At 68.7% G+C, this 22,866-nt stretch carries 29 protein-coding genes; 5 read left to right on the top strand and 24 right to left on the bottom strand.

Annotation, left to right across the window (positions count from 1 at the left end):
- Positions 1-2: 2 nt before the first annotated feature.
- From rplE to rfbB, 19 genes are all read right to left on the bottom strand, one after another.
- Positions 3-572, bottom strand: coding sequence for a 50S ribosomal protein L5 (rplE, locus tag ACGFX4_RS05300; protein ID WP_393070428.1), 570 nt, complete (start codon positions 570-572; stop codon positions 3-5).
- On the bottom strand, positions 572-883 hold the full coding sequence (rplX, locus tag ACGFX4_RS05295; RefSeq protein WP_033214113.1) for a 50S ribosomal protein L24: 312 nt from the start codon (positions 881-883) through the stop codon (positions 572-574). The genes rplE and rplX overlap by 1 nt, the downstream gene beginning before the upstream one ends.
- A 15-nt stretch (positions 884-898) precedes the next feature.
- The gene (rplN, locus tag ACGFX4_RS05290; protein ID WP_345697574.1) at positions 899-1,270 is read right to left on the bottom strand and encodes a 50S ribosomal protein L14; all 372 of its coding nucleotides are present in this window, start codon (positions 1,268-1,270) and stop codon (positions 899-901) included.
- A 99-nt stretch (positions 1,271-1,369) separates the two neighbouring features.
- On the bottom strand, positions 1,370-1,642 hold the full coding sequence (gene rpsQ, locus ACGFX4_RS05285; protein ID WP_253797170.1) for a 30S ribosomal protein S17: 273 nt from the start codon (positions 1,640-1,642) through the stop codon (positions 1,370-1,372).
- Positions 1,642-1,866: a 50S ribosomal protein L29 gene (gene rpmC / locus ACGFX4_RS05280; protein ID WP_345697575.1), complete on the bottom strand. Its 225-nt coding sequence runs from the start codon at positions 1,864-1,866 to the stop codon at positions 1,642-1,644. Before rpmC ends, rpsQ begins: the two co-directional genes overlap by 1 nt.
- The gene (gene rplP, locus ACGFX4_RS05275) at positions 1,866-2,285 is read right to left on the bottom strand and encodes a 50S ribosomal protein L16 (protein WP_014136280.1); all 420 of its coding nucleotides are present in this window, start codon (positions 2,283-2,285) and stop codon (positions 1,866-1,868) included. Before rplP ends, rpmC begins: the two co-directional genes overlap by 1 nt.
- Positions 2,286-2,290: 5 nt before the next feature.
- Positions 2,291-3,115, bottom strand: coding sequence for a 30S ribosomal protein S3 (gene rpsC, locus ACGFX4_RS05270; protein WP_285737071.1), 825 nt, complete (start codon positions 3,113-3,115; stop codon positions 2,291-2,293).
- Positions 3,115-3,462: a 50S ribosomal protein L22 gene (gene rplV / locus ACGFX4_RS05265; RefSeq protein WP_345697577.1), complete on the bottom strand. Its 348-nt coding sequence runs from the start codon at positions 3,460-3,462 to the stop codon at positions 3,115-3,117. Before rplV ends, rpsC begins: the two co-directional genes overlap by 1 nt.
- A gap of 61 nt (positions 3,463-3,523) precedes the next feature.
- Positions 3,524-3,805, bottom strand: a complete 282-nt coding sequence (rpsS, locus tag ACGFX4_RS05260; RefSeq protein ID WP_014136283.1) for a 30S ribosomal protein S19 — start codon at positions 3,803-3,805, stop codon at positions 3,524-3,526.
- Between the two features lie 11 nt (positions 3,806-3,816).
- Positions 3,817-4,653 (bottom strand): 50S ribosomal protein L2, encoded by an 837-nt coding sequence (gene rplB, locus ACGFX4_RS05255; protein ID WP_393070426.1) that lies wholly within the window; start codon positions 4,651-4,653, stop codon positions 3,817-3,819.
- Positions 4,654-4,689: 36 nt separating this feature from the next.
- Positions 4,690-5,010 carry a 50S ribosomal protein L23 gene (gene rplW / locus ACGFX4_RS05250; RefSeq protein ID WP_393070424.1) on the bottom strand — a complete coding sequence of 107 codons (321 nt, stop codon included), beginning with the start codon at positions 5,008-5,010 and terminating at the stop codon, positions 4,690-4,692.
- A complete protein-coding gene (gene rplD / locus ACGFX4_RS05245; RefSeq protein ID WP_345697578.1) occupies positions 5,010-5,687 on the bottom strand; it encodes a 50S ribosomal protein L4 in 678 nt (225 codons plus the stop codon). Before rplD ends, rplW begins: the two co-directional genes overlap by 1 nt.
- Before the next feature lie 4 nt (positions 5,688-5,691).
- On the bottom strand, positions 5,692-6,339 hold the full coding sequence (gene rplC / locus ACGFX4_RS05240) for a 50S ribosomal protein L3 (RefSeq protein WP_393070422.1): 648 nt from the start codon (positions 6,337-6,339) through the stop codon (positions 5,692-5,694).
- A gap of 14 nt (positions 6,340-6,353) precedes the next feature.
- On the bottom strand, positions 6,354-6,662 hold the full coding sequence (gene rpsJ / locus ACGFX4_RS05235; RefSeq protein ID WP_012785157.1) for a 30S ribosomal protein S10: 309 nt from the start codon (positions 6,660-6,662) through the stop codon (positions 6,354-6,356).
- A 429-nt stretch (positions 6,663-7,091) separates the two neighbouring features.
- Positions 7,092-8,906 carry a hypothetical protein gene (locus ACGFX4_RS05230; RefSeq protein ID WP_393070420.1) on the bottom strand — a complete coding sequence of 605 codons (1,815 nt, stop codon included), beginning with the start codon at positions 8,904-8,906 and terminating at the stop codon, positions 7,092-7,094.
- Between the two features lie 186 nt (positions 8,907-9,092).
- Positions 9,093-9,863: a glycosyltransferase family 2 protein gene (locus ACGFX4_RS05225; protein ID WP_393070419.1), complete on the bottom strand. Its 771-nt coding sequence runs from the start codon at positions 9,861-9,863 to the stop codon at positions 9,093-9,095.
- Positions 9,860-10,261, bottom strand: a complete 402-nt coding sequence (locus ACGFX4_RS05220) for a DUF2304 domain-containing protein (protein ID WP_393070418.1) — start codon at positions 10,259-10,261, stop codon at positions 9,860-9,862. The genes ACGFX4_RS05225 and ACGFX4_RS05220 overlap by 4 nt, the downstream gene beginning before the upstream one ends.
- Before the next feature lie 53 nt (positions 10,262-10,314).
- On the bottom strand, positions 10,315-11,643 hold the full coding sequence (locus ACGFX4_RS05215; protein ID WP_393070417.1) for a lipopolysaccharide biosynthesis protein: 1,329 nt from the start codon (positions 11,641-11,643) through the stop codon (positions 10,315-10,317).
- A 17-nt stretch (positions 11,644-11,660) separates the two neighbouring features.
- The gene (gene rfbB / locus ACGFX4_RS05210; protein ID WP_393070415.1) at positions 11,661-12,638 is read right to left on the bottom strand and encodes a dTDP-glucose 4,6-dehydratase; all 978 of its coding nucleotides are present in this window, start codon (positions 12,636-12,638) and stop codon (positions 11,661-11,663) included.
- 82 nt (positions 12,639-12,720) lie between these two features.
- On the opposite strand from rfbB, the gene rfbA reads away from it, so the two are divergent.
- From rfbA to ACGFX4_RS05185, 5 genes are read left to right on the top strand one after another with little or no spacing between them, the layout of a single operon-like run.
- Positions 12,721-13,596, top strand: a complete 876-nt coding sequence (rfbA, locus tag ACGFX4_RS05205) for a glucose-1-phosphate thymidylyltransferase RfbA (protein ID WP_393070413.1) — start codon at positions 12,721-12,723, stop codon at positions 13,594-13,596.
- Complete coding sequence (locus ACGFX4_RS05200) at positions 13,593-14,192, top strand: dTDP-4-dehydrorhamnose 3,5-epimerase family protein (protein WP_345697586.1); 600 nt, start codon at positions 13,593-13,595, stop codon at positions 14,190-14,192. Before rfbA ends, ACGFX4_RS05200 begins: the two co-directional genes overlap by 4 nt.
- A gap of 2 nt (positions 14,193-14,194) precedes the next feature.
- Positions 14,195-15,097, top strand: coding sequence for a glycosyltransferase family 2 protein (locus ACGFX4_RS05195; RefSeq protein ID WP_393070412.1), 903 nt, complete (start codon positions 14,195-14,197; stop codon positions 15,095-15,097).
- Positions 15,098-15,126: 29 nt separating this feature from the next.
- Positions 15,127-16,083, top strand: coding sequence for an NAD-dependent epimerase/dehydratase family protein (locus ACGFX4_RS05190; RefSeq protein ID WP_393070410.1), 957 nt, complete (start codon positions 15,127-15,129; stop codon positions 16,081-16,083).
- A 49-nt stretch (positions 16,084-16,132) separates the two neighbouring features.
- Positions 16,133-17,410: an acyltransferase family protein gene (locus ACGFX4_RS05185; RefSeq protein WP_393070409.1), complete on the top strand. Its 1,278-nt coding sequence runs from the start codon at positions 16,133-16,135 to the stop codon at positions 17,408-17,410.
- A 237-nt stretch (positions 17,411-17,647) separates the two neighbouring features.
- On the opposite strand, the gene tuf is transcribed toward ACGFX4_RS05185, so the two are convergent.
- The 5 genes from tuf to ACGFX4_RS05160 form a co-directional block, all read right to left on the bottom strand.
- Positions 17,648-18,841 carry an elongation factor Tu gene (gene tuf / locus ACGFX4_RS05180; RefSeq protein ID WP_393070407.1) on the bottom strand — a complete coding sequence of 398 codons (1,194 nt, stop codon included), beginning with the start codon at positions 18,839-18,841 and terminating at the stop codon, positions 17,648-17,650.
- 151 nt (positions 18,842-18,992) lie between these two features.
- On the bottom strand, positions 18,993-21,095 hold the full coding sequence (gene fusA / locus ACGFX4_RS05175) for an elongation factor G (protein WP_393070405.1): 2,103 nt from the start codon (positions 21,093-21,095) through the stop codon (positions 18,993-18,995).
- A 39-nt stretch (positions 21,096-21,134) separates the two neighbouring features.
- Positions 21,135-21,605, bottom strand: a complete 471-nt coding sequence (gene rpsG, locus ACGFX4_RS05170) for a 30S ribosomal protein S7 (protein ID WP_033822197.1) — start codon at positions 21,603-21,605, stop codon at positions 21,135-21,137.
- Positions 21,606-21,607: 2 nt separating this feature from the next.
- On the bottom strand, positions 21,608-21,979 hold the full coding sequence (gene rpsL / locus ACGFX4_RS05165) for a 30S ribosomal protein S12 (protein ID WP_014144289.1): 372 nt from the start codon (positions 21,977-21,979) through the stop codon (positions 21,608-21,610).
- A 280-nt stretch (positions 21,980-22,259) separates the two neighbouring features.
- Positions 22,260-22,835: a DUF1707 and DUF4190 domain-containing protein gene (locus ACGFX4_RS05160; protein WP_393070403.1), complete on the bottom strand. Its 576-nt coding sequence runs from the start codon at positions 22,833-22,835 to the stop codon at positions 22,260-22,262.
- Between the last annotated feature and the right edge of the window lie 31 nt (positions 22,836-22,866).

Raw genomic sequence — 22,866 nt, 5'->3', positions numbered from 1 at the left:
GCTCACGCCTCCTTGAACGGGAAGCCCAGAGCGCGCAGCAGCGCCCGGCCCTCATCGTCGGTCTGAGCGGTGGTCACGACGGTGATGTCCATACCGCGCTGACGGTCGACCTTGTCCTGGTCGATCTCGTGGAACATGACCTGCTCGGTCAGACCGAAGGTGTAGTTTCCACGGCCGTCGAACTGCTTCGGCGAGAGGCCGCGGAAGTCACGGATACGCGGCAGAGCCAGCGACACCAGACGGTCCACGAACTCCCACATGCGGTCACCACGGAGGGTGACGTGGCAGCCGATCGGCTGGCCCTCGCGCAGCTTGAACTGCGCGATGGACTTACGAGCCTTGGTGACAGCCGGCTTCTGACCCGTGATCGCGGTCAGGTCCTTGATGGCACCCTCGATCAGCTTGCTGTCACGGGCGGCCTCGCCGACACCCATGTTGACCACGACCTTGACCAGGCCGGGGATCAGCATGACGTTCTCGTACGAGAACTGCTCGTGCAGCTGACCCTTGACCTCGGAGTTGTAACGCTCCTTGAGGCGGGGGGTCACCTTCTCAACAGTCGTCTCAGACATCAGATGTCCTCACCGGTCCGCTTGGCAACGCGGATCTTGTTGCCCTGGTCGTCGAAGCGGTAGCCGACCCGGGTGACGACCTTCTTGCCGTCCTTCTCCACGACCAGCTGGACGTTGGAGACGTGCACCGGGGCCTCGACGGTCACGATGCCACCCTGGGTGCCGGGGCCCGGCTTGGTGTGCTTCTTGACCCGGTTGACACCCTCGACGAGGACCTTGTTCTCAGCGGGGATGGCCTGAATGACCTTGCCCTGCTTGCCCTTGTCCTTGCCGGTGATGACCTGGACCAGGTCACCCTTCTTGATCTTCATGCTGTTCGCCATGAGTTAGAGCACCTCCGGCGCAAGCGAGATGATCTTCATGAACTTCTTGTCGCGCAGCTCGCGGCCCACCGGGCCGAAGATGCGGGTACCGCGGGGGTCGCCATCAGCGTTCTTGATGACAACGGCGGCGTTCTCGTCGAAGCGGATGTACGAGCCATCCGGACGACGACGCGACTTGACGGTGCGGACGACGACGCACTTGACGACGTCACCCTTCTTCACCGAACCACCGGGGATCGCGTCCTTGACGGTCGCGACGATGACGTCCCCGATACCGGCGTAGCGACGACCGGAGCCACCGAGAACGCGGATGCAGAGAATCTCCTTGGCACCCGTGTTGTCGGCGACACGCAGTCGCGACTCCTGCTGGATCACAGCTTTCTCCTGATCGTCAACGAGAGTCGACGGGCCGGCCGCTGCTCACACCAGCATCCGTGGACCTGGTGCACATACGGCCGTACCTCATCGGCTTCGTTACTTGGCCTTCTCGAGGATCTCGACGACGCGCCAGCGCTTCGTCGCGGACAGCGGCCGGGTCTCCATGAGGAGGACACGGTCGCCGATGCCGCACGCGTTCTGCTCGTCGTGCGCCTTCAGCTTGCTGGTACGGCGGATGACCTTGCCGTACAGCGCGTGCTTGACGCGGTCCTCGACGGCGACGACGACGGTCTTGTCCATCTTGTCGCTGACGACGAGACCCTCGCGGGTCTTGCGGAAACCGCGCGTCTCGTTGGTGTTCTCAGTCATCAGGCGTTCTCCACCGTCTCGATGCCCAGCTCGCGCTCGCGCATCAGGGTGTAGATCCGCGCGATGTCCTTACGGACCAGCCGGAGCCGGCCGTGGTTGTCGAGCTGCCCGGTCGCCGCCTGGAAGCGGAGGTTGAACAGCTCCTCCTTGGCCTCACGCAGCTTGGCAACGAGACCCTCGTTGTCCAGCTGGCGAAGCTCAGCAGCCTTGGTAGCGGCCGACATCAGCTCTCACCGTCCTCGCGCCGAACGATCCGGCACTTCATCGGAAGCTTGTGCGCGGCACGCGTGAGCGCCTCGCGGGCAATCTTCTCGTTCGGGTACGACAGTTCGAACATGACCCGACCCGGGTGCACGTTCGCGATCCACCACTCCGGCGAACCCTTACCGGAACCCATGCGGGTCTCGGCCGGCTTCTTGGTCAGCGGGCGGTCCGGGTAGATGTTGATCCAGACCTTGCCGCCACGACGGATGTGACGGGTGATCGCGATACGAGCGGACTCGATCTGACGGTTCGTCACGTAGGCCGGGGTCACGGCCTGGATGCCGAACTGGCCGAACGCCAGCTCGGTGCCACCCTTCGAGGCGCCGCGGCGCTTCGGGTGGTGCTGCTTGCGGTGCTTGACCCGACGGGGGATCAGCATGTCGGTCAGGCCTCCGTTCCGGTGTTCTCAGCAGCCGGAGCCTCGGCGACCGGGGCCGCGGGGGCCTCGGCAGCGGCGGGACGACGGCCACGGCCACCGCGCTCGCCACCACGGCGCTCGCCACCGCGGGCGGGACGACCACCCTCGGGACGGGCCGGGCGGTTGCCCGAGCGGGCAGCGGCGTTCTCAGCGCGGACCTCGGCGATGTTCTTGACGTCGCCCTTGTAGATCCAGACCTTCACGCCGATGCGGCCGAAGGTGGTCTTGGCCTCGAAGAAGCCGTAGTCGACGTTCGCGCGCAGGGTGTGCAGCGGCACACGGCCCTCGCGGTAGAACTCCGAACGGCTCATCTCGGCGCCGCCGAGACGACCGGAGCACTGAACCTTGATGCCCTTGGCGCCGGCCTTCATGGTCGACTGCATGCTCTTACGCATGGCGCGACGGAAGGAGACGCGGGAGGACAGCTGCTCAGCAACACCCTGAGCCACGAGCTGGGCGTCCAGCTCGGGGTTCTTGACCTCGAGGATGTTCAGCTGGACCTGCTTGCCGGTCAGCTTCTCGAGGTTGCCGCGGATCTTGTCGGCCTCCGCACCACGGCGGCCGATCACGATGCCCGGACGGGCGGTGTGGATGTCCACGCGGACGCGGTCACGGGTGCGCTCGATCTCGACCTTGGAGATGCCGGCGCGCTCCATGCCCTTCGTCATGAGACGCCGGATGGCGACGTCTTCCTTGACGTAGTCCTTGTACAGCTTGTCGGCGTACCAGCGGGACTTGAAGTCCGTGCTGATGCCGAGGCGGAACCCGTGCGGGTTAACCTTCTGGCCCATTACCGGGTCCCTTCCTTGCTGCTGACGACCACGGTGATGTGGCTGGTCCGCTTGCGGATCCGGTAGGCGCGGCCCTGGGCGCGCGGACGGAACCGCTTCAGGGTCGGACCCTCGTCGACGTAGGCCTCGGAGATGTAGAGGCTGTTCACGTCGCTGTGGTTGTAGTTGTGCGCGGCGTTGGCAATGGCGCTGTCGAGCACCTTGCCGACCGGCACGGTGGCGGCCTGCGGAGCGAAACGCAGGACCGCCTGGGCCTCCGTGGCGTTGAGGCCACGGATGAGGTCCACCACGCGGCGGGCCTTCATGGGCGTGACGCGGATGTACCGCGCCTGGGCCCTGGCTTCCATGGTTGTCCCCTTAATGGAGTAAGTCATTTGAGTCGTTCTGGCGCTAAAGCTCGCGGAGCGACTAGCGACGCTTCGACTTGCGGTCTTCCTTCACGTGCCCCTTGAAGGTGCGCGTGGGAGCGAACTCGCCGAGCTTGTGGCCGACCATCGACTCGGTGACGAACACCGGGACGTGCTTGCGGCCATCGTGGACCGCGATCGTGTGACCCAGCATGGCCGGGGAGATCACGGAACGACGGGACCAGGTCTTGATGACGTTCTGCGTGCCCGCCTCGTTCTGCACGTCCACCTTCTTCTGAAGGTGGTCGTCGATGAAGGGGCCCTTCTTGAGACTGCGCGGCATCTGACCTGCTCCTAGCGCTTCTTGTTGGTCTTGCGGCGGCGCACGATGAGGGAGTCCGACGCCTTGTTCGGGCGACGGGTACGGCCCTCGGGCTTGCCCCACGGCGAGACCGGGTGGCGACCACCGGAGGTCTTACCCTCACCACCACCGTGCGGGTGGTCGATCGGGTTCATGGCCACACCACGCACGGTCGGGCGGACGCCCTTCCAGCGCATACGGCCGGCCTTGCCCCAGTTGATGTTCGACTGCTCGGCGTTGCCGACCTCGCCGACGGTCGCGCGGCAGCGCGCGTCCACCAGGCGGATCTCGCCGGAGGGCATGCGCAGGTGCGCCATCTTGCCCTCACGAGCCAGCAGCTGAATGCCGGAACCCGCGGAGCGGGCCAGCTTGGCGCCACCGCCGGGACGGAGCTCCACCGCGTGGATGGTGGTACCGACCGGGATGTTGCGCAGCGGCAGGTTGTTGCCGGGCTTGATGTCGGCGCCAGCGCCGTTCTCCACCCGGTCACCCTGAGCGATGCCGCGCGGGGCGATGATGTAGCGCTTCTCGCCGTCCGCGTAGTGCAGGAGCGCGATGCGCGCGGTGCGGTTCGGGTCGTACTCGATGTGCGCGACCTTGGCCGGCACGCCGTCCTTGTCGTGACGACGGAAGTCGATCACGCGGTAGGCGCGCTTGTGACCGCCACCCTGGTGGCGAGCGGTGATACGACCGGCGTTGTTACGGCCGCCCTTGCTGTGCAGGGGGCGAACCAGCGACTTCTCCGGCGTGGACCGCGTGATTTCGACGAAGTCGGCCACGCTGGAGCCACGGCGGCCCGGCGTAGTCGGCTTGTACTTGCGGATACCCATTTTAGTCCTCGTCCTAATCGACGATCACGACCCCCGTCAGGAGGTCGGACCACCGAAGATGTCGATGCGGTTGCCCTCGGCCAGCGTCACAATGGCGCGCTTGGTGTCCTTGCGCTTACCGAAACCCGTCTTGGAGCGCTTGCGCTTGCCCTGACGGTTCAGCGTGTTGACGGCCTCGACCTTGACCGAGAAGACCGACTCGACGGCCTGCTTGATCTGGGTCTTGTTGGCACCGGGAGCCACGACGAACGTGTACTTGTTCTCGTCGAGGAGCGAGTAGCTCTTCTCCGAGATGACCGGCTTGATCAGGACGTCACGGGGGTCCGAGTACGTCTTGCTCGTGATCTCTGCAGCCATCAGGCGGCGCTCCCTTCGAGCTCGCCCTCAGCGGCAACAGCCTTGGCGGACGCGGCCGGACCGGCCACGAAACGCTCGAAGGCGGCCTGAGTGAAGACCACATCGTCGGAGACGAGCACGTCGTAGGTGTTCAGCTGACCCGCGTCCAGGATGTGCACGTGCGCCAGGTTGCGAGCGGACAGCAGACCCAGCTCGTCCTCGCGCTCGACCACCAGGAGGAGGCTCTTGCGCTCGGAGATCTTCGCGAACAGGGCCTTGGCGGCCTTGGTCGACGGCGCCTCGGTCGCGGTCACGCCGGTGACGACGTGGATGCGGTTGTGGCGGGCCCGGTCGGTGAGCGCGCTGCGCAGGGCGGCGGCGATCATCTTCTTCGGGGTCCGCTGCGAGTAGTCGCGCGGCACGGGGCCGTGCACGACGCCACCGCCGACGAACTGCGGCGCGCGGGTCGAGCCCTGACGGGCGCGGCCGGTGCCCTTCTGGCGGTACGGCTTGCGGCCGCCGCCACGGACCTCGCCGCGGGACTTGACCTTGTGCGTGCCCTGACGGGCCGCGGCCAGCTGAGCCACGACGACCTGGTGCATCAGCGGAACGCTGACCTTGGCGTCGAAGATCTCCGCGGGCAGCTCGAGGCTGCCGGCCTTGTCGCCCGAGGGCGACAGGATGTCAATGGTGCTCATATCCTCACAGCCCCTTCGCCGCGGTGCGGACGAGGACGAGGCCGCCATTCGGGCCCGGGATTGCGCCCTTGATGAGGAGCAGCCCCTTCTCCGCGTCAACGGCGTGGATGGTCAGGTTCTGGGTGGTCACGCGCTCGTGGCCCATCCGGCCGGCCATCTTCATGCCCTTGAACACGCGACCCGGGGTGGCGCAGCCACCGATCGAGCCGGGCGAACGGTGCTTGCGCTGCACGCCGTGACCGGCGCCGAGGCCCCGGAAGTTGTGGCGCTTCATGACACCGGCGAAGCCCTTGCCCTTGGAGGTGCCGGTCACGTCGACCTTGACACCCGCCTCGAACAGCTCGGCGGTGATCTCCTGGCCCAGGGCGTACTCGGACGCGTCCGAGGTACGGAGCTCGACCAGGTGGCGGCGGGGGGTGACACCGGCCTTGGCGAAGTGGCCCTGGAGGGGCTTGTTCACCTTGCGGGGGTCGATCTCGCCGAAGCCGATCTGGACGGCGTCGTAGCCGGCCGGGCTGTCGGCGGTGTGGACCTGGGTCACGACATTGGGCCCAGCCTTGACGACGGTCACCGGGACAACCCGGTTGTTCTCGTCCCAGACCTGGGTCATGCCGAGCTTCTCGCCCAGGATGCCCTTAATCTGCTTAGCCATCTTCGGTGCGCCTCTCAGAGCTTGATCTCGATGTCGACGCCCGCCGGCAGGTCGAGACGCATGAGCGAGTCAACCGTCTTCGGCGTGGGGTCGAGGATGTCGATCAGACGCTTGTGAGTACGCATCTCGAAGTGCTCGCGCGAGTCCTTGTACTTGTGCGGCGAGCGGATGACGCAGTACACGTTCTTCTCAGTGGGCAGCGGCACCGGGCCCGCGACCTGCGCACCAGTACGGATCACCGTCTCGACGATCTTCTTCGCCGAGGAGTCGATGACCTCGTGGTCGTAGGCCTTGAGCCGGATGCGGATCTTCTGTCCCGCCATGGCTACTCAGTAGTCCTTTGTGTCGTTCGTTGCTTCACGGCCACTCCTCCGACCCCCGCGCTCGGGCGTGTCGCCCTTGCGCTTGCAAAAAACCGGCGAAAACATCTCGTCGGTTTGGAACTGCCGGGGTTTGGTGAAGCTCCGGGTCGAGGCCCCGCACACGCTTCCCGGAAGATTCCCGTACGTCCGCCCCGCAGCTGCCGCGGTGTCGACTACACACCACTGCATTCACACACAGCACGTGAACACATGAACGGCCATCACGGGAACGACGAGTACATGGGACTCGCTTCCGGTCCTCCCGGCGGGAGGCGCGCAGCATCGGCACTCAACCGAGCAACTTGGACATACTGCCACACGGAGCAGCCCGGATGCCAATCGGGGCCGGTGAGGTGGTCCTCACCGGCCCCGATTGGGTGGTTCCGCTGGTCAGCGCTTGCGCCAGATGATCCAGCCGTTCTTCTTGCTCTCCTTGGCCACGTACCACTCCTTCGGGCGGTCGGGCCAGTACGACTCGGCCGGCTTGCCCTCCTCCGCCCGCGGGGTGACGATCACCGTCGCCTCTGCGGGCAACGGCTGCCAGCGCGGGTCCCGGTACCAGACCCGGCCCTGGAGGATCTCGTAGGTCTGCGCCATCCGCAGGCCCCACTCCATGTCCCAGGCGATCACCAGGTTGTCGCCCCGCTTGATCCCGGCCTCCTTGGTGAAGCCGGTCGCCTCGGACTTGCGCCAGTTGGAGTGCGGGTAGGAGACCCGCTCGGTGATCGTCGCGGTGGCGAAACCGGCCAGCAGGACCAGCGAGACGGCGACCGCCCACATGCCCTTGCGTCCGGCGGTGATCCGGAACAGGTAGGCGACCAAGAGCAGTGCGAAGGCCGCGGCAGTGGCCCGGGCCATCTGCAGGCCGCCCCAGTTCGCGGTGAGGAACGAGGTGTCCGGGAGCGCCCAGCCGATGAAGACCTGCTTGTGGAGACGCCAGCTCGCGTAGTGGGTGACCGCCACGTAGCAGAACACCGCGACGCCGAGGGCGGCCAGGAACAGGTAGCCGACCCGGCGACGGCTCAGCCTGGTCAGCACGGCCGCGCCGGTCACGAACATCGCCGGCACCAGCAGCGCGAGGTAGCGGGCGTACACCCAGTTGTCGATCCGGCCGTCATCCGGCAGCGCGGCCGAGGAAGCCAGTGCGACACCGCACATCAACGCGATCATGACGGCGCCCACCACCCGGGAGGCCCGTGGGATCCGGCTGCTGAAGAGCCCGACCAGGCAGACCGCGATGGCCAGGCCGGCCATGCCCCAGGTGGAGACGGTCAGGTACCAGATCTGGCCGAGCGCGCGGGCCAGGGTGCGGGTGATCAGTTTGGGGTTGGTGAAGGCGTCGATCGCCTGGGTGCCGACGGTGCTGTCGGGCACCGCGAACTGCGTGAGCAGCCAGGCAGCCAGCACCTTCGCCGCGGCGAAGCCTGCGGCGAGCACCACGAGGGCGACCGCGCCGGTGCGCCACGGCGCCCAGCGGAAGACCAGCGCCAGGACGACGACGAGACCGGTCAGCGCGACGATCACGGCGCCGCGGTCGTGCGTGGCCATCGAGTACGCGGCGGCGGCGGACATGCCCGCGGCGTACCAGTACCGCCGCTTCGCGGTCTCCTCCGACAGCCAGCCGTGCATGCAGATCACCCAGCACAGCACCAGCGCCGGGAGCACGGTGTCGGCCATGACGAACTGCGAGTAGAAGACCACCGGGGGCAGCAGCGCGGTGGCGAAGGCGAAACCGTACGCCAGCATCCGGCGCAGCCCCAGGCGGCGCAGGGCGACGTAGGCGAGCGGCAGGACCAGCGCGTTGAGCACGGCGTTGATGCCCATGATCAGGTGGTACGCCAGCACGGGGTCGTCGGTGACCCGCAGAGTCGGGGAGATCAGCAGCGGGTAGCCGCCGGGGATCACCACGCCGACCGGCATCTCGGTGGTCGACCGGCCCGCCAGCACCCGCGCGAGGACGAGGTAGGAGTCCTCGTCGGCGTGCACCGACGGGTAGCTCAGGTGCCGGACCAGGTACAGCCGGAAGAGCAGCTGGGCCAGGTAGCCCCCGATCAGGAGGGACGGCCAGAACCTCCGGTGGGTGGAGGCCCGCAGAGCCCACGCCTTGATCCGGAGAACCGGGTCGGTCCCCCCACGGCCGTCGGCCGGTCCGGTCTGATCGAGGCCGTCGGGCTGCGCCTCGACGGCCTTTGCTGGACTACGCACTGAACTCCGACTCTTCCCCTGGTTGATCCGGCTCCGCCTACCGCCGGGGCCGGTTGTGAAGGTGCTCTTCGCGCGACTCATCGTAACGGCGCCTCCGGAGTGCGCCACCGCGCGCGTCCCGCCCACGGCGGAGGTCGACGCGCCGGACCTGGCCGGTCGGTTGCCAGGCCCGGCACGTCGTCGCTCTCAGTTGCCGCCGACCAGCTGCGGCCGGTGGCCGGGCGCGGCGGGGGCGAGGTTCTTCAGGTGCGGGGGCATCCGTCGGATCATCGCCAGCAGCAGGACGAGGCCGGCCCGGGTGAGGTAGATGGTCGCCTTGATCGGCGAGGCGCTCGGGGTACCGGTGGTGCGCTCGCGCATGGCCACCGGCACCTGCCGGACGGTGAAGCCGCAGCGGGCCGCGCCGACCATGCTCTCGATGGTGTCGCCGAGGTACTCCACCGGGTACCACTGGGCGAAGAACTCGATCATCTGCTTGTTGCAGGCGCGGAAGCCGGAGGTGGTGTCGGTCAGCCGGGTCCTGGTTATCCGGGACAGCACCACCGACAGCAGCTTCATCGCCCACTTGCGCGGGCCGCGCACGGTGTAGTCGCCCTGGCCGGCGAAGCGGGCGCCGATCACCAGGTCGGCCTCCTCGAGCTTCGCCAGCAGCTGCGGGACGTAGGACGGGTTGTGCTGGCCGTCCGAGTCGACCTGGATCGCCACGTCGTAGCCGTGCAGGTGGGCGTAGCGGTAGCCGAGCCGCATCGCGCCGCCGACGCCCAGGTTGTACGGCAGCTGGGCGACCGGGGAGCCGTTCTCGGTGGCCACCGCAGCGGTGCGGTCGGTGGAACCGTCGTCCACGACCAGGGTGTCGACGCCGGGCAGCTCGGTCTGGATCTCCTTGAGCACGCCGGGCAGGCCCTCGGCCTCGTTCCAGGCGGGCAGGATGATGAGGACGCGCTTGCCGTCGATCATGAGTACACCTCGGGGTCTCCGGCGAGCGACGCTGCCGTGTCCTGCTTGCGAACCGGGTAGCCGTGGTGCTCGACCAGGTGCGAGCGGAGCAGCGCGACCTCTTCGGCCAGGCTCCTGGTCTCGGCCTCCAGCCGGCTGGCCTCCCAGCTGAGGTGCAGGCTGACCAGGAGGATCAGGATGAGGCCCGCGAAGAGCACCAGGCTCACGCCGGAGGCGATGCCGAGCCGGCGGGCGGTGGAGTCCAGGATCGACGGGAAGAAGCCCAGCGGAGCGACAACCAGGCCGATCACGAGCCAGATCGCCGCGTACTTCTCGCGGAGCTGCTGGCGCCGCAGCAGCTCCAGGATGTACACGAGCACCAGCACGCCGGTGATCGAGGTGATGATCGTTAGTCGCACGACGGTTCGCGCCTTTCAGCGGCAGCTGGGCGTGGCTGCCACGAATAAGGGGATCAGGATCCGGGTACTGCCGCTGCAGAGCTCGGTCCCTCGGCGGGGGCGGGCGCGGCCACGGCGGACGGCCGTCCTGCCGGCAGGGAGCGGAACAGCGACCACAGCATGCCAGCCGCGCTCACGGCAGCACCAGCCAGGTATCCCAGTTCCGCGCGGGTGCCGACGTCCCCGGGACCGAGGGTGACGAGCACCAGCACCGCGGTGCCGGCGAGCCAGGAGAGCAGCTGCTGCTGGTGGCGGCCCAGCGAGAGCAGCGCCTGGCCGAAGACGGTGGCCAGCATAAAACAGAGGGTGCCGAGGACCAGCCAGAGGAAGTCCAGGCAGCCGAGCGCCGGGCCGGCGTTGAACAGCAGCTGGATCAGCCACGGGCCGAGCACCACGGTGGGCACGCCGGCGGCCGTGCACATCAGGCCGACCACGGCGGTGGTGCGCAGCAGCGTCCGGCGGAACTCGCCGTGGTCGCCGGCCGCGGCGCTGCCGGACAGGGTGGAGACCAGGGAGGCCTGGATGGCCGCGTAGGCGAAGAGCGGCACCCGGGCCAGCACGACGGCGCTGAGCAGCGCGCCGACCAGGACCACGTCGTCGGGCGAGAGCAACTTCACACTGACCACCGCGGCGTTCACCATCAGCTGGGAGAGCAGGGTGGAGCCGATCAGCAGTCCGACGCCGCGGGACACCCCGCCCCAGGCGGGGGCGGGTCCGCCGCGGCGGTCCGCCAGCACCTGGCGCAGGCCGATCAGTGAGGCGGCGAGCGGGGCGACCACCAGGATCAGGCTGAACGCCAGCGCCGAGTGCAGGCCGGCCAGCGGCAGCAGCGCGGCCAGGCCGATCCGCAGGCCGCCGTCGACCGCCAGCTGGGTGCCGTACGGGCGGAACAGGCCGAGGCCGGCCAGCACGCCGCGGACCACCGAGCTGACCGCGAGGCCGACCATGGCGCCGCCGAGGCCGAGCACCAGGCCCAGGTCCCCGGAGAACAGCCGGTCGGCCAGCGGCCGGGCGAAGGCGGCGACGAGCGCGAGCACCAGGGTGAGCACCCCGGCGGTGAAGAGCGCGACCCGGCGGACCGCCGGCAGCGGGCCGTGGCCCTCGACGTCACGGGCGGAGACGATCCGGTTGAGTTCGAGCTCCACCGGGGTGAACAGGCCGTAGCCGACCGACATGACGACGGTCCACAGCACCGAGACCCCGGCCACGTCGGTGGCGTCCAGGCTGTATCCGGCGAGCGCCAGGTAGATGTACGAGGAGGCGCCCAGCACGACGGTGCCGCCGAGGATCAGCCGCACCCCCGGGGGGAGTGCGGCGAACACCTTCGCGATCGGGTTGGCCACGGCCGCGGTCCCCCGTCTCAGCCGCTGAGGCCGGTGCGGGCCTTGAGCGGCTCCCACCAGGCGCGGTTCTCGCGGTACCAGGCGATGGTGGCGGCGAGGCCGTCCTCGAACCGCACCTGCGGGGCGTAGCCCAGCTCCTCGCTGATCTTGCTGATGTCCAGCGAGTAGCGCAGGTCGTGGCCCTTGCGGTCGGCGACCCGCTCGACCATGTCCCAGTCGGCGCCGGCGGCCTCCAGCAGCAGGCCGGTGAGCTCCTTGTTGGTCAGCTCGGTGCCGCCGCCGATGTTGTAGACCTCGCCGGCCCGGCCCTTGCGCATGGCCAGCTCGATGCCGCGGCAGTGGTCGGAGACGTGCAGCCAGTCGCGGATGTTGCCGCCCTCGCCGTACAGCGGGACCTTCTTGCCGTCCAGCAGGTTGGTGGTGAAGAGCGGGATGACCTTCTCCGGGAACTGGTAGTGCCCGTAGTTGTTGGAGCAGCGGGTGACCACCACGTCCATGCCGTGGGTGCGGTGGTACGCCAGCGCCAGCAGGTCGGAGCCGGCCTTGGAGGCGGAGTACGGCGAGTTCGGGGCGAGCGGCCAGGTCTCGGTCCAGGAGCCCTCGGAGATGGAGCCGTAGACCTCGTCGGTGGAGACGTGGACGAAGCGGGCGACGCCGTGCTTGCGGGCGGCGTCCAGCAGGACCTGGGTGCCCACCACGTTGGTCTGGACGAACGGGCCGGCGCCCTCGATCGAGCGGTCGACGTGCGACTCGGCGGCGAAGTGGACGACCACGTCGTGGCCGGCCATCACGCGGTCGACGGCGTCGATGTCGCAGATGTCACCCTGCACGAAGGCGTAGCCGGGGTGGTCCGCAACCGGGGCGAGGTTCGCCTCGACTCCCGAGTAGGTGAGCTTGTCGAGGACGGTGATCCGGGCCGTCGGGTCCGCGCCCAGCAGCTGACGGACGAACTCTGAACCGATGAATCCGGCGCCGCCGGTTACGAGGATGCGCATAGTGGCCGCAGTCTACCTGCCGGGTCCGGCCGCCCCACCCTGGGTCAGCGGCACCCCGGCAGCCTCGAATAAGCTGCCCGTCATGCGTGGAATCCTCCTGGCGGGCGGCACCGGCTCGCGACTCTGGCCGCTGACCCGGGCAGTCTCTAAGCAGCTGCTCCCGGTCTTCGACAAGCCCATGATCTACTACCCGCTCTCGACCCTGGTCATGGCGGGCATCCGCGAGATCCTGATCATCACCACCCCGCAGGACCAGGACCAGTTCGTCCGGCTGCTGGGCGACGGCTCGCAGTTCGGCCTGAAGCTGGAGTACGCCGTCCAGGAGCGCCCCGAGGGCATCGCCCAGGCCTTCGTGCTGGGCCGCGAGTTCATCGGCGACGAGCCGGTCGCGCTGATCCTCGGCGACAACATCTTCCACGGCAGCGGCCTGGGCACCCGGCTCGCCCAGCACACCGAGCCGGTCGGCGGGCGGGTCTTCGCGTACCCGGTGGCCGACCCGACGGCGTACGGCGTGGTCGAGTTCGACGAGGACGGCAAGGTCATCTCCATCGAGGAGAAGCCGGTGAAGCCGAAGTCCCGGTACGCCGTCCCCGGCCTGTACTTCTACGACAACCAGGTGGTCGAGATCGCCGCCGGGCTGAAGCCCAGCGCCCGCGGCGAGCTGGAGATCACCGCCGTCAACGACGCCTACCTGCAGCGGGGTGAGCTCCAGGTCACCACGCTCGACCGGGGCACCGCGTGGCTGGACACCGGCACCTTCGTGTCGATGGTGCAGGCCTCCGAGTTCGTCCGGGTCATCGAGGAGCGCCAGGGCTTCAAGATCGGCTGCCTGGAGGAGACCGCGTGGCGGGCCGGGCTGATCGACGGCGCGCAGCTGCGCGCCCTGGCCGAGCCGCTCACCAAGAGCGGCTACGGCGAGTACCTGCTGGCCCTGCTCGACGAGGAGACCGGTCGATGAAGATCCGCGAGCTGTCGATCCAGGGGGCCTTCGAGGTCACCCCGCAGCAGCACGGCGACCCGCGCGGCCTGTTCATGGAGTGGTACCGCCACGACCGGCTGGCCGAGGCGGTGGGCCACCCGCTGCGCCTCGCCCAGGGCAACCTGTCGGTGTCGGCCAAGGACGTGGTGCGCGGCATCCACTTCGCCGACGTGCCGCCCGGCCAGGCCAAGTACGTCAGCTGCGTGCGCGGCGCGGTGCTGGACGTGATCGTCGACCTGCGGGTCGGCTCCCCCACCTTCAAGCAGTGGGAGTTCGTCCGCCTGGACGACGTGGAGCGCCGCTCGGTGTACATCGCCGAGGGCCTCGGCCACGGCTTCTGCGCGCTGACCGACGACGCCACGCTGTCGTACGTCTGCTCCGAGACCTACAACCCGACCGGCGAGCACGCGGTCCACCCGCTCGACCCGGACCTGGCGATCGAGTGGCCCGCCGAGGCCCCGCAGCTCTCCGCCCGGGACGCCGCCGCGCCCACCCTGGCCGAGGCGCTGGCCACCGGCCTGCTCCCCGACTACGAGGCCTGCCAGGCCTTCTACCGCACTCTGAAGACGGGCTGAGCATGAGCACGCTTGACATCCTGCTGCCGTACTACGGCGACGTCGCCCTGATGCAGGCCGCCGTCCGCAGCGTGCTCGCCCAGACCGACGGGGACTGGCGGCTGACCGTGGTGGACGACGGCAAGGAGCCCGGCGTCCCGGAGTGGTTCGCGGAGCTCGGCGACCCCCGGGTGCGCTACTTCCGCAACGAGCAGAACCTCGGCGTCACCGGCAACTACCGCAAGTGCCTGGGCCTGGCGGAGCACGAGTACCTGGTGTTCATGGGCACCGACGACATCATGCTGCCCAACTACATCGCCAACGTGCGGGCCTCGATGGCCGCCTACCCCGGCGTCGCGATGATCCAGCCCGGCGTCGAGGTGATCGGCAGCGACGGCAACCCGAGCAGCTCGCTGGTCGACGAGTCCAAGCGCCGGCTGTACGCGCCGAAGCAGCGCGGCCGCTTCCTGATGGGCGGCGAGGAGCTGGCGACCAGCCTGCTCAAGGGCAACTGGCTGTACTTCCCGTCGATCTGCTGGCGCACCGAGGTGGTGAAGAACACCGGCTTCCGGGACGACGTCGAGATCATCCAGGACCTGGCGCTGGTGATCGACCTGCTGCAGGCGGGCGAGCAGATGGCGATCGACGACGTCCGGTGCTTCCAGTACCGCCGGCACGCCGTCTCGGTCTCCGCGACCTCGGCGTTCTCCGGCGCGCGGTTCGAGGAGGCCCGCCGCTACTTCCTCGACGTCGCGGACCGGCTCGACCGGCAGGGCTGGCACCGCGCCGCCAAGGCCTCCCGGCTGCACATCTCCGCGCGCATCCACGCCCTGACCCTGGTGCCGGGCGCGCTGCGGGCCAAGCAGTGGAACGGCGCCAAGTCGCTCCTGAAGAACGCCACGTCCACCTCCGGCCAGCCCCGCTGACCCCGTCCTCCTCCAGGAGTGTCGCCCCCATGACCGCACCCCTCGCCGCGCCGCTGCGCGTGGCCGTCCTGGGCGGAACCGGCTTCATCGGACGGGTGCTCTGCGCCCGCCTGGTCGAGCAGGGCCACGAGGTCCTCTCGCTGGCCCGCAGCGTCCCCGCCGACCCGCCGGCCGGCCGGTTCACCAGCGTCGACCTCAGCAGCACCGCCCCGGTCGAGCTCGCCCGGCTGCTCGACGACGAGCGGATCGACGCCGTGGTCAACGCGGCCGGCGGCATGTGGGGCCTGACCGACGAGCAGATGTACGAGGCCAACGTCGTCCTGGTCGGCCGGCTGGTCGAGGCGGTCGCGGCGATGGCCGCGCCGGCCCGGCTGGTCCACCTCGGCACCGTGCACGAGTACGGCATGGCACCGATCGGCACCAGCCAGCGCGAGTCCGACACCCCCGCGCCGGTGATGGAGTACGGCAAGCTCAAGCTCGCCGCCACCGAGTCGGTCACCCGGGCCGTCGAGGCGGGCCTGGTCCGGGGCGTCACGCTGCGCCTGGGCAACGTGGTCGGCGCCGGCCAGCCCGGCCACAGCCTGCTCGGCGTGATGGCCGCCAAGCTGGACGGCGCCCGCCTCGCCGGCGAGCCCGCCCGGCTCGACCTGCAGCCGCTGACCGCCCAGCGCGACTTCGTCGACCTGACGGACACCGTGGACGCGGTGCTCGCGGCGATCGCGGCCCCGACCACCGTCCCGGTGATCAACGTCGGCACCGGCAGCGCCACCGCCGCCCGGGTGCTGGTCGACCTGCTGATCGAGGTCAGCGGCGTCCCGGTGGAGGTCACCGAGGTGCCCGCCCCGGCCGGCAGCGGCCCGGAGACCGAGTGGCAGCAGATGGACACCGCGCTGGCCGCCGCCCAGCTGGGCTGGACCTCGGACCGGTCCCTGCGTCAGGCTGTGGACTCGCTCTGGCAGGCCCGTATCGCGTCCGCGACCAGCTGACCGGCGCGCACCGCCCCCCTCCCCGCTCATCCCCACATCCGAGGAACCCATGAGACGCCTCAACGGTCTGCTGCACTCGCGAGGGACGCTGGCAGAGCTGTTCTCGAGCCGCGCCAACAGCTTCGGTCTGCTGCGGCTGGCGCTGGCCACCGCCGTGGTGGTCTCGCACCTCTACCCGCTGGGGTACGGGCCTCTCGATCCGGTGTGGCTGCGCAGCGGCCAGCAGACCGACATCGGCAAGATGTCGGTGGTCGGCTTCTTCGTGCTCTCCGGGTTCATGATCACCGGTAGTGGCCGGCGGACCAGCATCGGCCGCTACAGCTGGCACCGCGCGCTGCGCATCCTGCCCGGCCTGTGGGGCTCGCTGCTGATCTCGACGCTGGTCATCATCCCGTTCCTGTACCACTACGCCCACGGCTCGCTGGCGGGCTTCTGGAACCACCCCCAGGGCCCGCTGAACTACCTCAAGGGCACCTGGAACACCTCGCTCTCCGGCGGCTGGGACGTCTCCGGCACCATCCACGAGGGCATCCGGCGCGGCACCAACCACGACCAGAGCGTCAACGGCGCCCTGTGGTCGCTCAAGTACGAGCTGCTCTGCTACGTCATGGTCGGCCTGCTGGCGGCCGGCGGCGTGCTCACCAAGGCCCGCCGCTTCATCCCGCTCGCCGCCTTCGCGCTCTGGGTCCTCATCCTCAACGACTGGCTCAACGCGCCGGGCTGGCGGGGCATCCCCGGCGACATGGGCACCTACGTCGCCGTGCCGCTGCTGGGCGGCATGTCGGTGCACTTCCTGGTCCACCTCGGCTTCGTGTTCCTGCTCGGCGCCGCGGTCCAGCTGTACCGGGAGAAGGTCCCGGTCCACGACGGCCTGGCGCTGGTCGCGCTGCTCACCCTCGCGGTGACGATGCGCTGGGGCGGCCTGTTCGTGATCGGCTACCCGGCCTTCGCGTACCTGCTGTTCTGGCTGGCCATCCGACTCCCCCGCCCCTTCCAGACGGTCGGCCGCAAGCGGGACTTCTCGTACGGCATCTACATCTACGGCTTCACCGTCGAGCAGGCGCTGGCCATGCTCGGCTTCGTGAAGTACGGCAAGCCGATCTACCTGGCGGCCGCGCTGGCGTGCACCGTGGTGCTGGCGGCGTTCTCCTGGTACGCCATCGAGTCCCCGGCGATGCGCCTGAAGGACTGGACGCCGCGGCCGATCGCCCGGCTGAAGGCCCGCCGCGCGGCGGCCCGCGGTGAGGCGGCCGGCGACCCGGCGCAGGCGGCCGCGGAGACCGCCAAGGGCGCCGCCGAGGCCACCCGCTCCAGCGTCCGGGCCTGACGTCCCGCCCGCCTCCGCAGAGCACGCACGAACGACAAGGGCCCCGGCCCGGGTTCACCACCCGGGCCGGGGCCCTTTCGCCGTCCTGCCGCCGTACGTCCTGGCCGTCCCGCCGTCGCCGCGCGTCCGCGCCGCAAGGCGGGGCCCGCAGACGCGGAGAGGCCCCCAGCACCGCGAGGTGCTGGGGGCCTCTCTCAGACGAACCTGTTCGTCACAGGCAGGTCAGAGCGTCGAGAATTACTTGACGATCTTGGTGACCTGGCCGGCGCCGACGGTGCGGCCACCCTCACGGATGGCGAACTTCAGGCCCTCCTCCATGGCGACCGGCTGGATCAGCGCGACCGTCATGGCGGTGTTGTCGCCCGGCATGACCATCTCGGTGCCCTCGGGGAGGGTCACGACGCCGGTCACGTCAGTGGTACGGAAGTAGAACTGCGGGCGGTAGTTGTTGAAGAACGGGGTGTGGCGGCCACCCTCGTCCTTCGACAGGATGTAGGCCTGGGCCTCGAAGTCGGTGTGCGGCGTGACCGAACCCGGCTTGATGATGACCTGGCCGCGCTCGACGTCCTCGCGCTTGATGCCACGGAGGAGCAGACCGACGTTCTCACCGGCCTGGCCCTCGTCGAGCAGCTTGCGGAACATCTCGATACCGGTGACCGTGGTGGTGGTCTTGGTGGTCTTGATGCCGATGATGTCGACGGTCTCGTTGACCTTGAGGATGCCACGCTCGATACGACCGGTGACGACGGTGCCACGACCGGTGATCGTGAAGACGTCCTCGATCGGCATCAGGAACGGCTGGTCGACGAGGCGCTCCGGGGTCGGGATGGCCTCGTCCACGGCCTCCATGAGGCCGAGGAGCTTCTGGCCCCACTCGGCGTCGCCCTCGAGCGCCTTCAGCGCCGAGACGCGCACGACCGGCAGGTCGTCGCCCGGGAACTCGTACTCGGAGAGGAGCTCACGGACCTCGAGCTCGACGAGCTCCAGGATCTCCTCGTCGTCCACCATGTCGGCCTTGTTCAGGGCGACAACGATGTAGGGGACGCCGACCTGGCGGGCCAGGAGGACGTGCTCCTTGGTCTGCGGCATCGGGCCGTCGGTGGCGGCGACGACGAGGATCGCGCCGTCCATCTGAGCCGCACCGGTGATCATGTTCTTGATGTAGTCGGCGTGACCCGGGCAGTCGACGTGGGCGTAGTGACGCGCCTCGGTCTGGTACTCGACGTGCGCGATCGAGATGGTGATACCGCGCTGCCGCTCCTCCGGCGCCTTGTCGATCTGGTCGAACGGCGTGAAGGGGTTGATCTCCGGGTACGCGTCGTGCAGCACCTTGGTGATCGCCGCGGTCAGCGTGGTCTTACCGTGGTCGATGTGACCGATGGTGCCGATGTTGACGTGGGGCTTCGTCCGCTCGAACTTCGCCTTCGCCACTGCAGTCCTCCTGGGGACAGTTCTGTACGCCGTACGACGTCAGTTGGTCTTTGATTGGGGTGCCGGAGGGCTTGGGGGGACCGGGGACCGATCCCCCCAAGCAGGCCTCCTTCTAGCCTAAAGGGTCTGATTCATCCCGAATGCCGGGACGTCACTCGCCCTTGGCCTTGGCGATGATGTCGTCCGCCACGTTCCGCGGAACCTCGGCGTACGAGTCGAACTGCATCGAGTAGCTCGCGCGACCAGAGGTCTTGCTGCGCAGGTCACCGACGTAGCCGAACATCTCGGAGAGCGGCACCAGCGCGTTGACCACGCGGGCACCGTGACGCTCGTCCATGGACCGGATCTGGCCACGGCGAGAGTTGATGTCGCCGATGACCTCGCCCATGTAGTCCTCGGGGGTGGTGACCTCGACGGCCATCATCGGCTCGAGCAGAGCCGGAGACGCCTTGCGAGCACCCTCCTTGAACGCCATGGAACCGGCGATCTTGAACGCGAGCTCGGACGAGTCGACGTCGTGCGCCGCACCGTCGAGCAGCGTCACGCGGACACCCTGCAGCGGGTAGCCGGCGAGAACACCGAACTCCATGGCCTCCTGGCAACCGGCGTCGACCGACGGGATGTACTCCCGCGGCACGCGGCCACCGGTGACCTTGTTCACGAACTCGTAGCCGTCACCGGACTCGAGCGGCTCGATCGCGATCTGGATCTTCGCGAACTGGCCGGAACCACCGGTCTGCTTCTTGTGCGTGTAGTCGATACGCTCGACGGCCTTGCGGATCGTCTCGCGGTACGCGACCTGCGGCTTGCCGACGTTGGCCTCGACCTTGAACTCACGGCGCATACGGTCGACGAGCACCTCGAGGTGCAGCTCGCCCATACCCGCGATGATGGTCTGGCCGGTCTCCTCGTCCGTGTTGACCTGGAAGGACGGGTCCTCCTCGGCGAGACGCTGGATGGCAACACCCAGCTTCTCCTGGTCACCCTTGGACTTGGGCTCGATGGCGACGCGGATGACCGGGGCCGGGAAGTCCATGGACTCCAGGATGACCTGGTTCTTCTCGTCGCACAGCGTCTCACCGGTGGTGGTCTGCTTGAGGCCCATCACGGCGATGATGTCGCCGGCGCCCACCGAGTCGATCTCCTCACGCTTGTTCGCGTGCATGCGGTAGATCTTGCCGATGCGCTCCTTCTTGCCCTTCACGGAGTTCAGCACCGAGGTGCCGGACTCCAGGCGGCCGGAGTACACGCGAACGAAGGTCAGCTTGCCCAGGTGCGGGTCAGACATGATCTTGAACGCGAGAGCGGCGAGGGGCTCGTCGTCAGAGGCCTGACGGACGATCTTCTCTTCGCTGTTCGGCTTGGTGCCCTCGATGCCCTCGATGTCGAGGGGCGACGGCAGGTACTTCACGACCGCGTCGAGCAGGGGCTGGACGCCCTTGTTCTTGAACGCGGAGCCGCAGAAGATCGGGGTGAAGTCCGAGTTCAGCGTGCCCTTGCGGATCGCGGCGATCAGCAGCTCCTCGGGGATGTCCTCGCCCTCCAGGGCGAGCTCCATCACCTCGTCGCTGACGTTCGACACGGTGTCCAGCAGCGCCTCGCGGTACTCGGCAGCCTTCTCCGCCAGGTCGGCCGGGATGTCGACGGTGTCGTACATCTCGCCCTTGGGCGCGTCGGCGGACCAGACCAGGGCCTTCATCTTCACCAGGTCGACGACACCGGCGAAGTCGCCCTCGGCGCCGATCGGCAGCTGCATGACCAGCGGGGTGGCGCCGAGGCGGTCCACGATGGTCTGCACGCAGAAGTAGAAGTTCGCGCCCGTGCGGTCCAGCTTGTTGATGAAGCAGATGCGCGGGACGCCGTAGCGGTCAGCCTGCCGCCACACGGTCTCGGACTGGGGCTCGACACCGGCGACGCCGTCGAACACCGTCACGCCACCGTCGAGCACGCGCAGCGAGCGCTCCACCTCGACGGTGAAGTCGACGTGGCCCGGGGTGTCGATGATGTTGATGGTGTGGTCGGAACCGTCGAGGGTCCAGTGACAGGTCGTCGCGGCCGACGTGATGGTGATGCCGCGCTCCTGCTCCTGCTCCATCCAGTCCATGGTGGCAGCGCCATCGTGGACCTCACCGATCTTGTACGACACACCGGTGTAGAACAGGATCCGCTCGGTGGTGGTGGTCTTGCCCGCGTCGATGTGCGCCATGATCCCGATGTTGCGGACCTTGGCGAGGTCAAGGGAGGTTGCAGCCATGGTGGCTCGTTCTCTCTCTGTCTAGTGACGGGGTTCGGACTACCAGCGGTAGTGCGCGAAGGCCTTGTTGGACTCGGCCATCTTGTGGGTGTCCTCGCGACGCTTCACGGAAGCGCCCAGACCGTTGCTGGCGTCGAGGATCTCGTTGAGCAGACGCTCGGTCATGGTCTTCTCGCGACGGGCGCGGGAGTAGCCGACCAGCCAGCGCAGCGCCAGGGTGTTGGCGCGGCCCGGGCGGACCTCGACCGGCACCTGGTAGGTGGCGCCACCGACGCGGCGGGACTTGACCTCGAGGGTCGGCTTGACGTTCTCCAGCGCGCGCTTGAGCGCGATCACCGGGTCGGCGCCGGTCTTCTCACGGACGCCCTCGAGGGCGCCGTAGACGATCCGCTCGGCGGTGGAGCGCTTGCCGTGCAGCAGGATCTTGTTGACCAGCGAGGTCACCAGCGGGGAGCCGTAAACCGGGTCGATGATGACCGGGCGCTTCGGGGCGGGGCCCTTACGAGGCATTCTTACTTCTCCTTCTTGGCGCCGTAGCGGCTGCGAGCCTGCTTGCGGTTCTTGACACCCTGGGTGTCGAGGGAACCGCGGATGATCTTGTAGCGGACACCAGGAAGGTCCTTCACACGGCCACCGCGGACCAGCACGATGGAGTGCTCCTGCAGGTTGTGGCCCTCGCCCGGGATGTAAGCGGTGACCTCGATCCCGCTGGTGAGGCGCACACGGGCGACCTTACGAAGCGCCGAGTTCGGCTTCTTCGGGGTGGTCGTGTACACACGCGTGCAGACGCCGCGACGCTGGGGCGAACCCTTCAGTGCGGGCGTCTTGTTCTTCTCGACCTTGTCCTGCCGGCCCTTTCGGACCAGCTGCTGGATCGTAGGCACCGTTTCTCCGTTTTCTGTGTGCCAAGGCGGGTGAAACTAACCTGCGGTGTTTCCCGTCACGCTCCGACCCACGCGGTCGGGCGTGTTGGGCCTCTTCGAGGGAGGAATCGCGGAATCCCAGCTGATGTGCAGCGTCGGCGCGGCCGAACGGGCGGACCCACTCGGCGGCGGCGGCCGGTCTGCTGGCACGCACAAGGACCCGGGCACACCCCAGGCACAAGGTCAGAGCGTACCTAGCGCATAGCCGCCGGTCAAAACAAATGGGACACGGCCGGACGCGTCAGCTCCCCGCAGCGGCGGCGAACAGCATCAGGGTCAGCAGCAACGCCCAGCCCGCGACCGACAGCCAGCCGATGATCAAACCCGCCATGGCCAGGCCGTCCCCGTCCTCGCCCCGGACACGGATCTGCGAGCGCGCGATGTGCCCGGTGATCACGGCGGGCAGGCCGGTCAGACCGCCGGTGGCGAAGCAGCTCACACCGAGCACCAGCGAGGTCACCGCGACCGGGTTCATCCGGCGGCGGATCGGCATCGGCGGCGGCAGGAAGGTCGGCGGCACCACCGGCACCGGGGCGCCGAACGGCGCCACCATCGGACCGGCCGGCAGGTCGGCGACCAGGGCGCCCAGCTCGCCGTACGTCTGCGCGCGGTGCGCCGCGTCGAAGCGCTGGGAGTACTCCTCGGCGCTCAGCCGGCCCTCGGCGTACGCGGCCTTCAGCACGTCCACCGCGCGCTCGCGGTCGGTGTGCGCGGCCCGCATCGCGGACTGCGGGGTGTGCGCGGGCTGCCAGGGCTGCCCGTAGGGCGACGGCGACTGCCCGAAGGGGGACGGCTGCCCCCACGGCTGTACGGCCATTGCGGCCTCCTCCCGACCCCGATCCGACCCC

The sequence above is a fragment of the Kitasatospora sp. NPDC048365 genome (assembly GCF_043200835.1).
GTDB classification, from domain to species: Bacteria; Actinomycetota; Actinomycetes; order Streptomycetales; family Streptomycetaceae; genus Kitasatospora; species Kitasatospora terrestris.
Note: the sequence above shows the minus strand (reverse complement) of the source record. Positions and strands in the feature narration are given on the sequence as shown.

What these genes read in the sequence shown, in the direction of transcription:
- ACGFX4_RS05190 (WP_393070410.1), top strand. Translation starts at nt 15,127, where the DNA reads ATGACCGCACCCCTCGCCGCGCCGCTGCGCGTGGCCGTCCTGGGCGGA.
- rpsG (WP_033822197.1), bottom strand. Translation starts at nt 21,605, where the DNA reads ATGCCTCGTAAGGGCCCCGCCCCGAAGCGCCCGGTCATCATCGACCCG.
- fusA (WP_393070405.1), bottom strand. Translation starts at nt 21,095, where the DNA reads ATGGCTGCAACCTCCCTTGACCTCGCCAAGGTCCGCAACATCGGGATC.
- ACGFX4_RS05200 (WP_345697586.1), top strand. Translation starts at nt 13,593, where the DNA reads ATGAAGATCCGCGAGCTGTCGATCCAGGGGGCCTTCGAGGTCACCCCG.
- rpsS (WP_014136283.1), bottom strand. Translation starts at nt 3,805, where the DNA reads ATGCCGCGCAGTCTCAAGAAGGGCCCCTTCATCGACGACCACCTTCAG.
- rplB (WP_393070426.1), bottom strand. Translation starts at nt 4,653, where the DNA reads ATGGGTATCCGCAAGTACAAGCCGACTACGCCGGGCCGCCGTGGCTCC.
- rfbB (WP_393070415.1), bottom strand. Translation starts at nt 12,638, where the DNA reads ATGCGCATCCTCGTAACCGGCGGCGCCGGATTCATCGGTTCAGAGTTC.
- rpsJ (WP_012785157.1), bottom strand. Translation starts at nt 6,662, where the DNA reads ATGGCGGGACAGAAGATCCGCATCCGGCTCAAGGCCTACGACCACGAG.
- rplC (WP_393070422.1), bottom strand. Translation starts at nt 6,339, where the DNA reads ATGGCTAAGCAGATTAAGGGCATCCTGGGCGAGAAGCTCGGCATGACC.
- ACGFX4_RS05195 (WP_393070412.1), top strand. Translation starts at nt 14,195, where the DNA reads ATGAGCACGCTTGACATCCTGCTGCCGTACTACGGCGACGTCGCCCTG.
- rplD (WP_345697578.1), bottom strand. Translation starts at nt 5,687, where the DNA reads ATGAGCACCATTGACATCCTGTCGCCCTCGGGCGACAAGGCCGGCAGC.
- ACGFX4_RS05185 (WP_393070409.1), top strand. Translation starts at nt 16,133, where the DNA reads ATGAGACGCCTCAACGGTCTGCTGCACTCGCGAGGGACGCTGGCAGAG.
- rplE (WP_393070428.1), bottom strand. Translation starts at nt 572, where the DNA reads ATGTCTGAGACGACTGTTGAGAAGGTGACCCCCCGCCTCAAGGAGCGT.
- rpsC (WP_285737071.1), bottom strand. Translation starts at nt 3,115, where the DNA reads ATGGGCCAGAAGGTTAACCCGCACGGGTTCCGCCTCGGCATCAGCACG.
- rpsQ (WP_253797170.1), bottom strand. Translation starts at nt 1,642, where the DNA reads ATGACTGAGAACACCAACGAGACGCGCGGTTTCCGCAAGACCCGCGAG.
- rplW (WP_393070424.1), bottom strand. Translation starts at nt 5,010, where the DNA reads ATGGCTGCAGAGATCACGAGCAAGACGTACTCGGACCCCCGTGACGTC.
- rpmC (WP_345697575.1), bottom strand. Translation starts at nt 1,866, where the DNA reads ATGTCGGCCGCTACCAAGGCTGCTGAGCTTCGCCAGCTGGACAACGAG.
- rplP (WP_014136280.1), bottom strand. Translation starts at nt 2,285, where the DNA reads ATGCTGATCCCCCGTCGGGTCAAGCACCGCAAGCAGCACCACCCGAAG.
- ACGFX4_RS05160 (WP_393070403.1), bottom strand. Translation starts at nt 22,835, where the DNA reads ATGGCCGTACAGCCGTGGGGGCAGCCGTCCCCCTTCGGGCAGTCGCCG.
- rplX (WP_033214113.1), bottom strand. Translation starts at nt 883, where the DNA reads ATGAAGATCAAGAAGGGTGACCTGGTCCAGGTCATCACCGGCAAGGAC.
- rplV (WP_345697577.1), bottom strand. Translation starts at nt 3,462, where the DNA reads ATGGAAGCCAGGGCCCAGGCGCGGTACATCCGCGTCACGCCCATGAAG.
- ACGFX4_RS05225 (WP_393070419.1), bottom strand. Translation starts at nt 9,863, where the DNA reads ATGATCGACGGCAAGCGCGTCCTCATCATCCTGCCCGCCTGGAACGAG.
- rfbA (WP_393070413.1), top strand. Translation starts at nt 12,721, where the DNA reads ATGCGTGGAATCCTCCTGGCGGGCGGCACCGGCTCGCGACTCTGGCCG.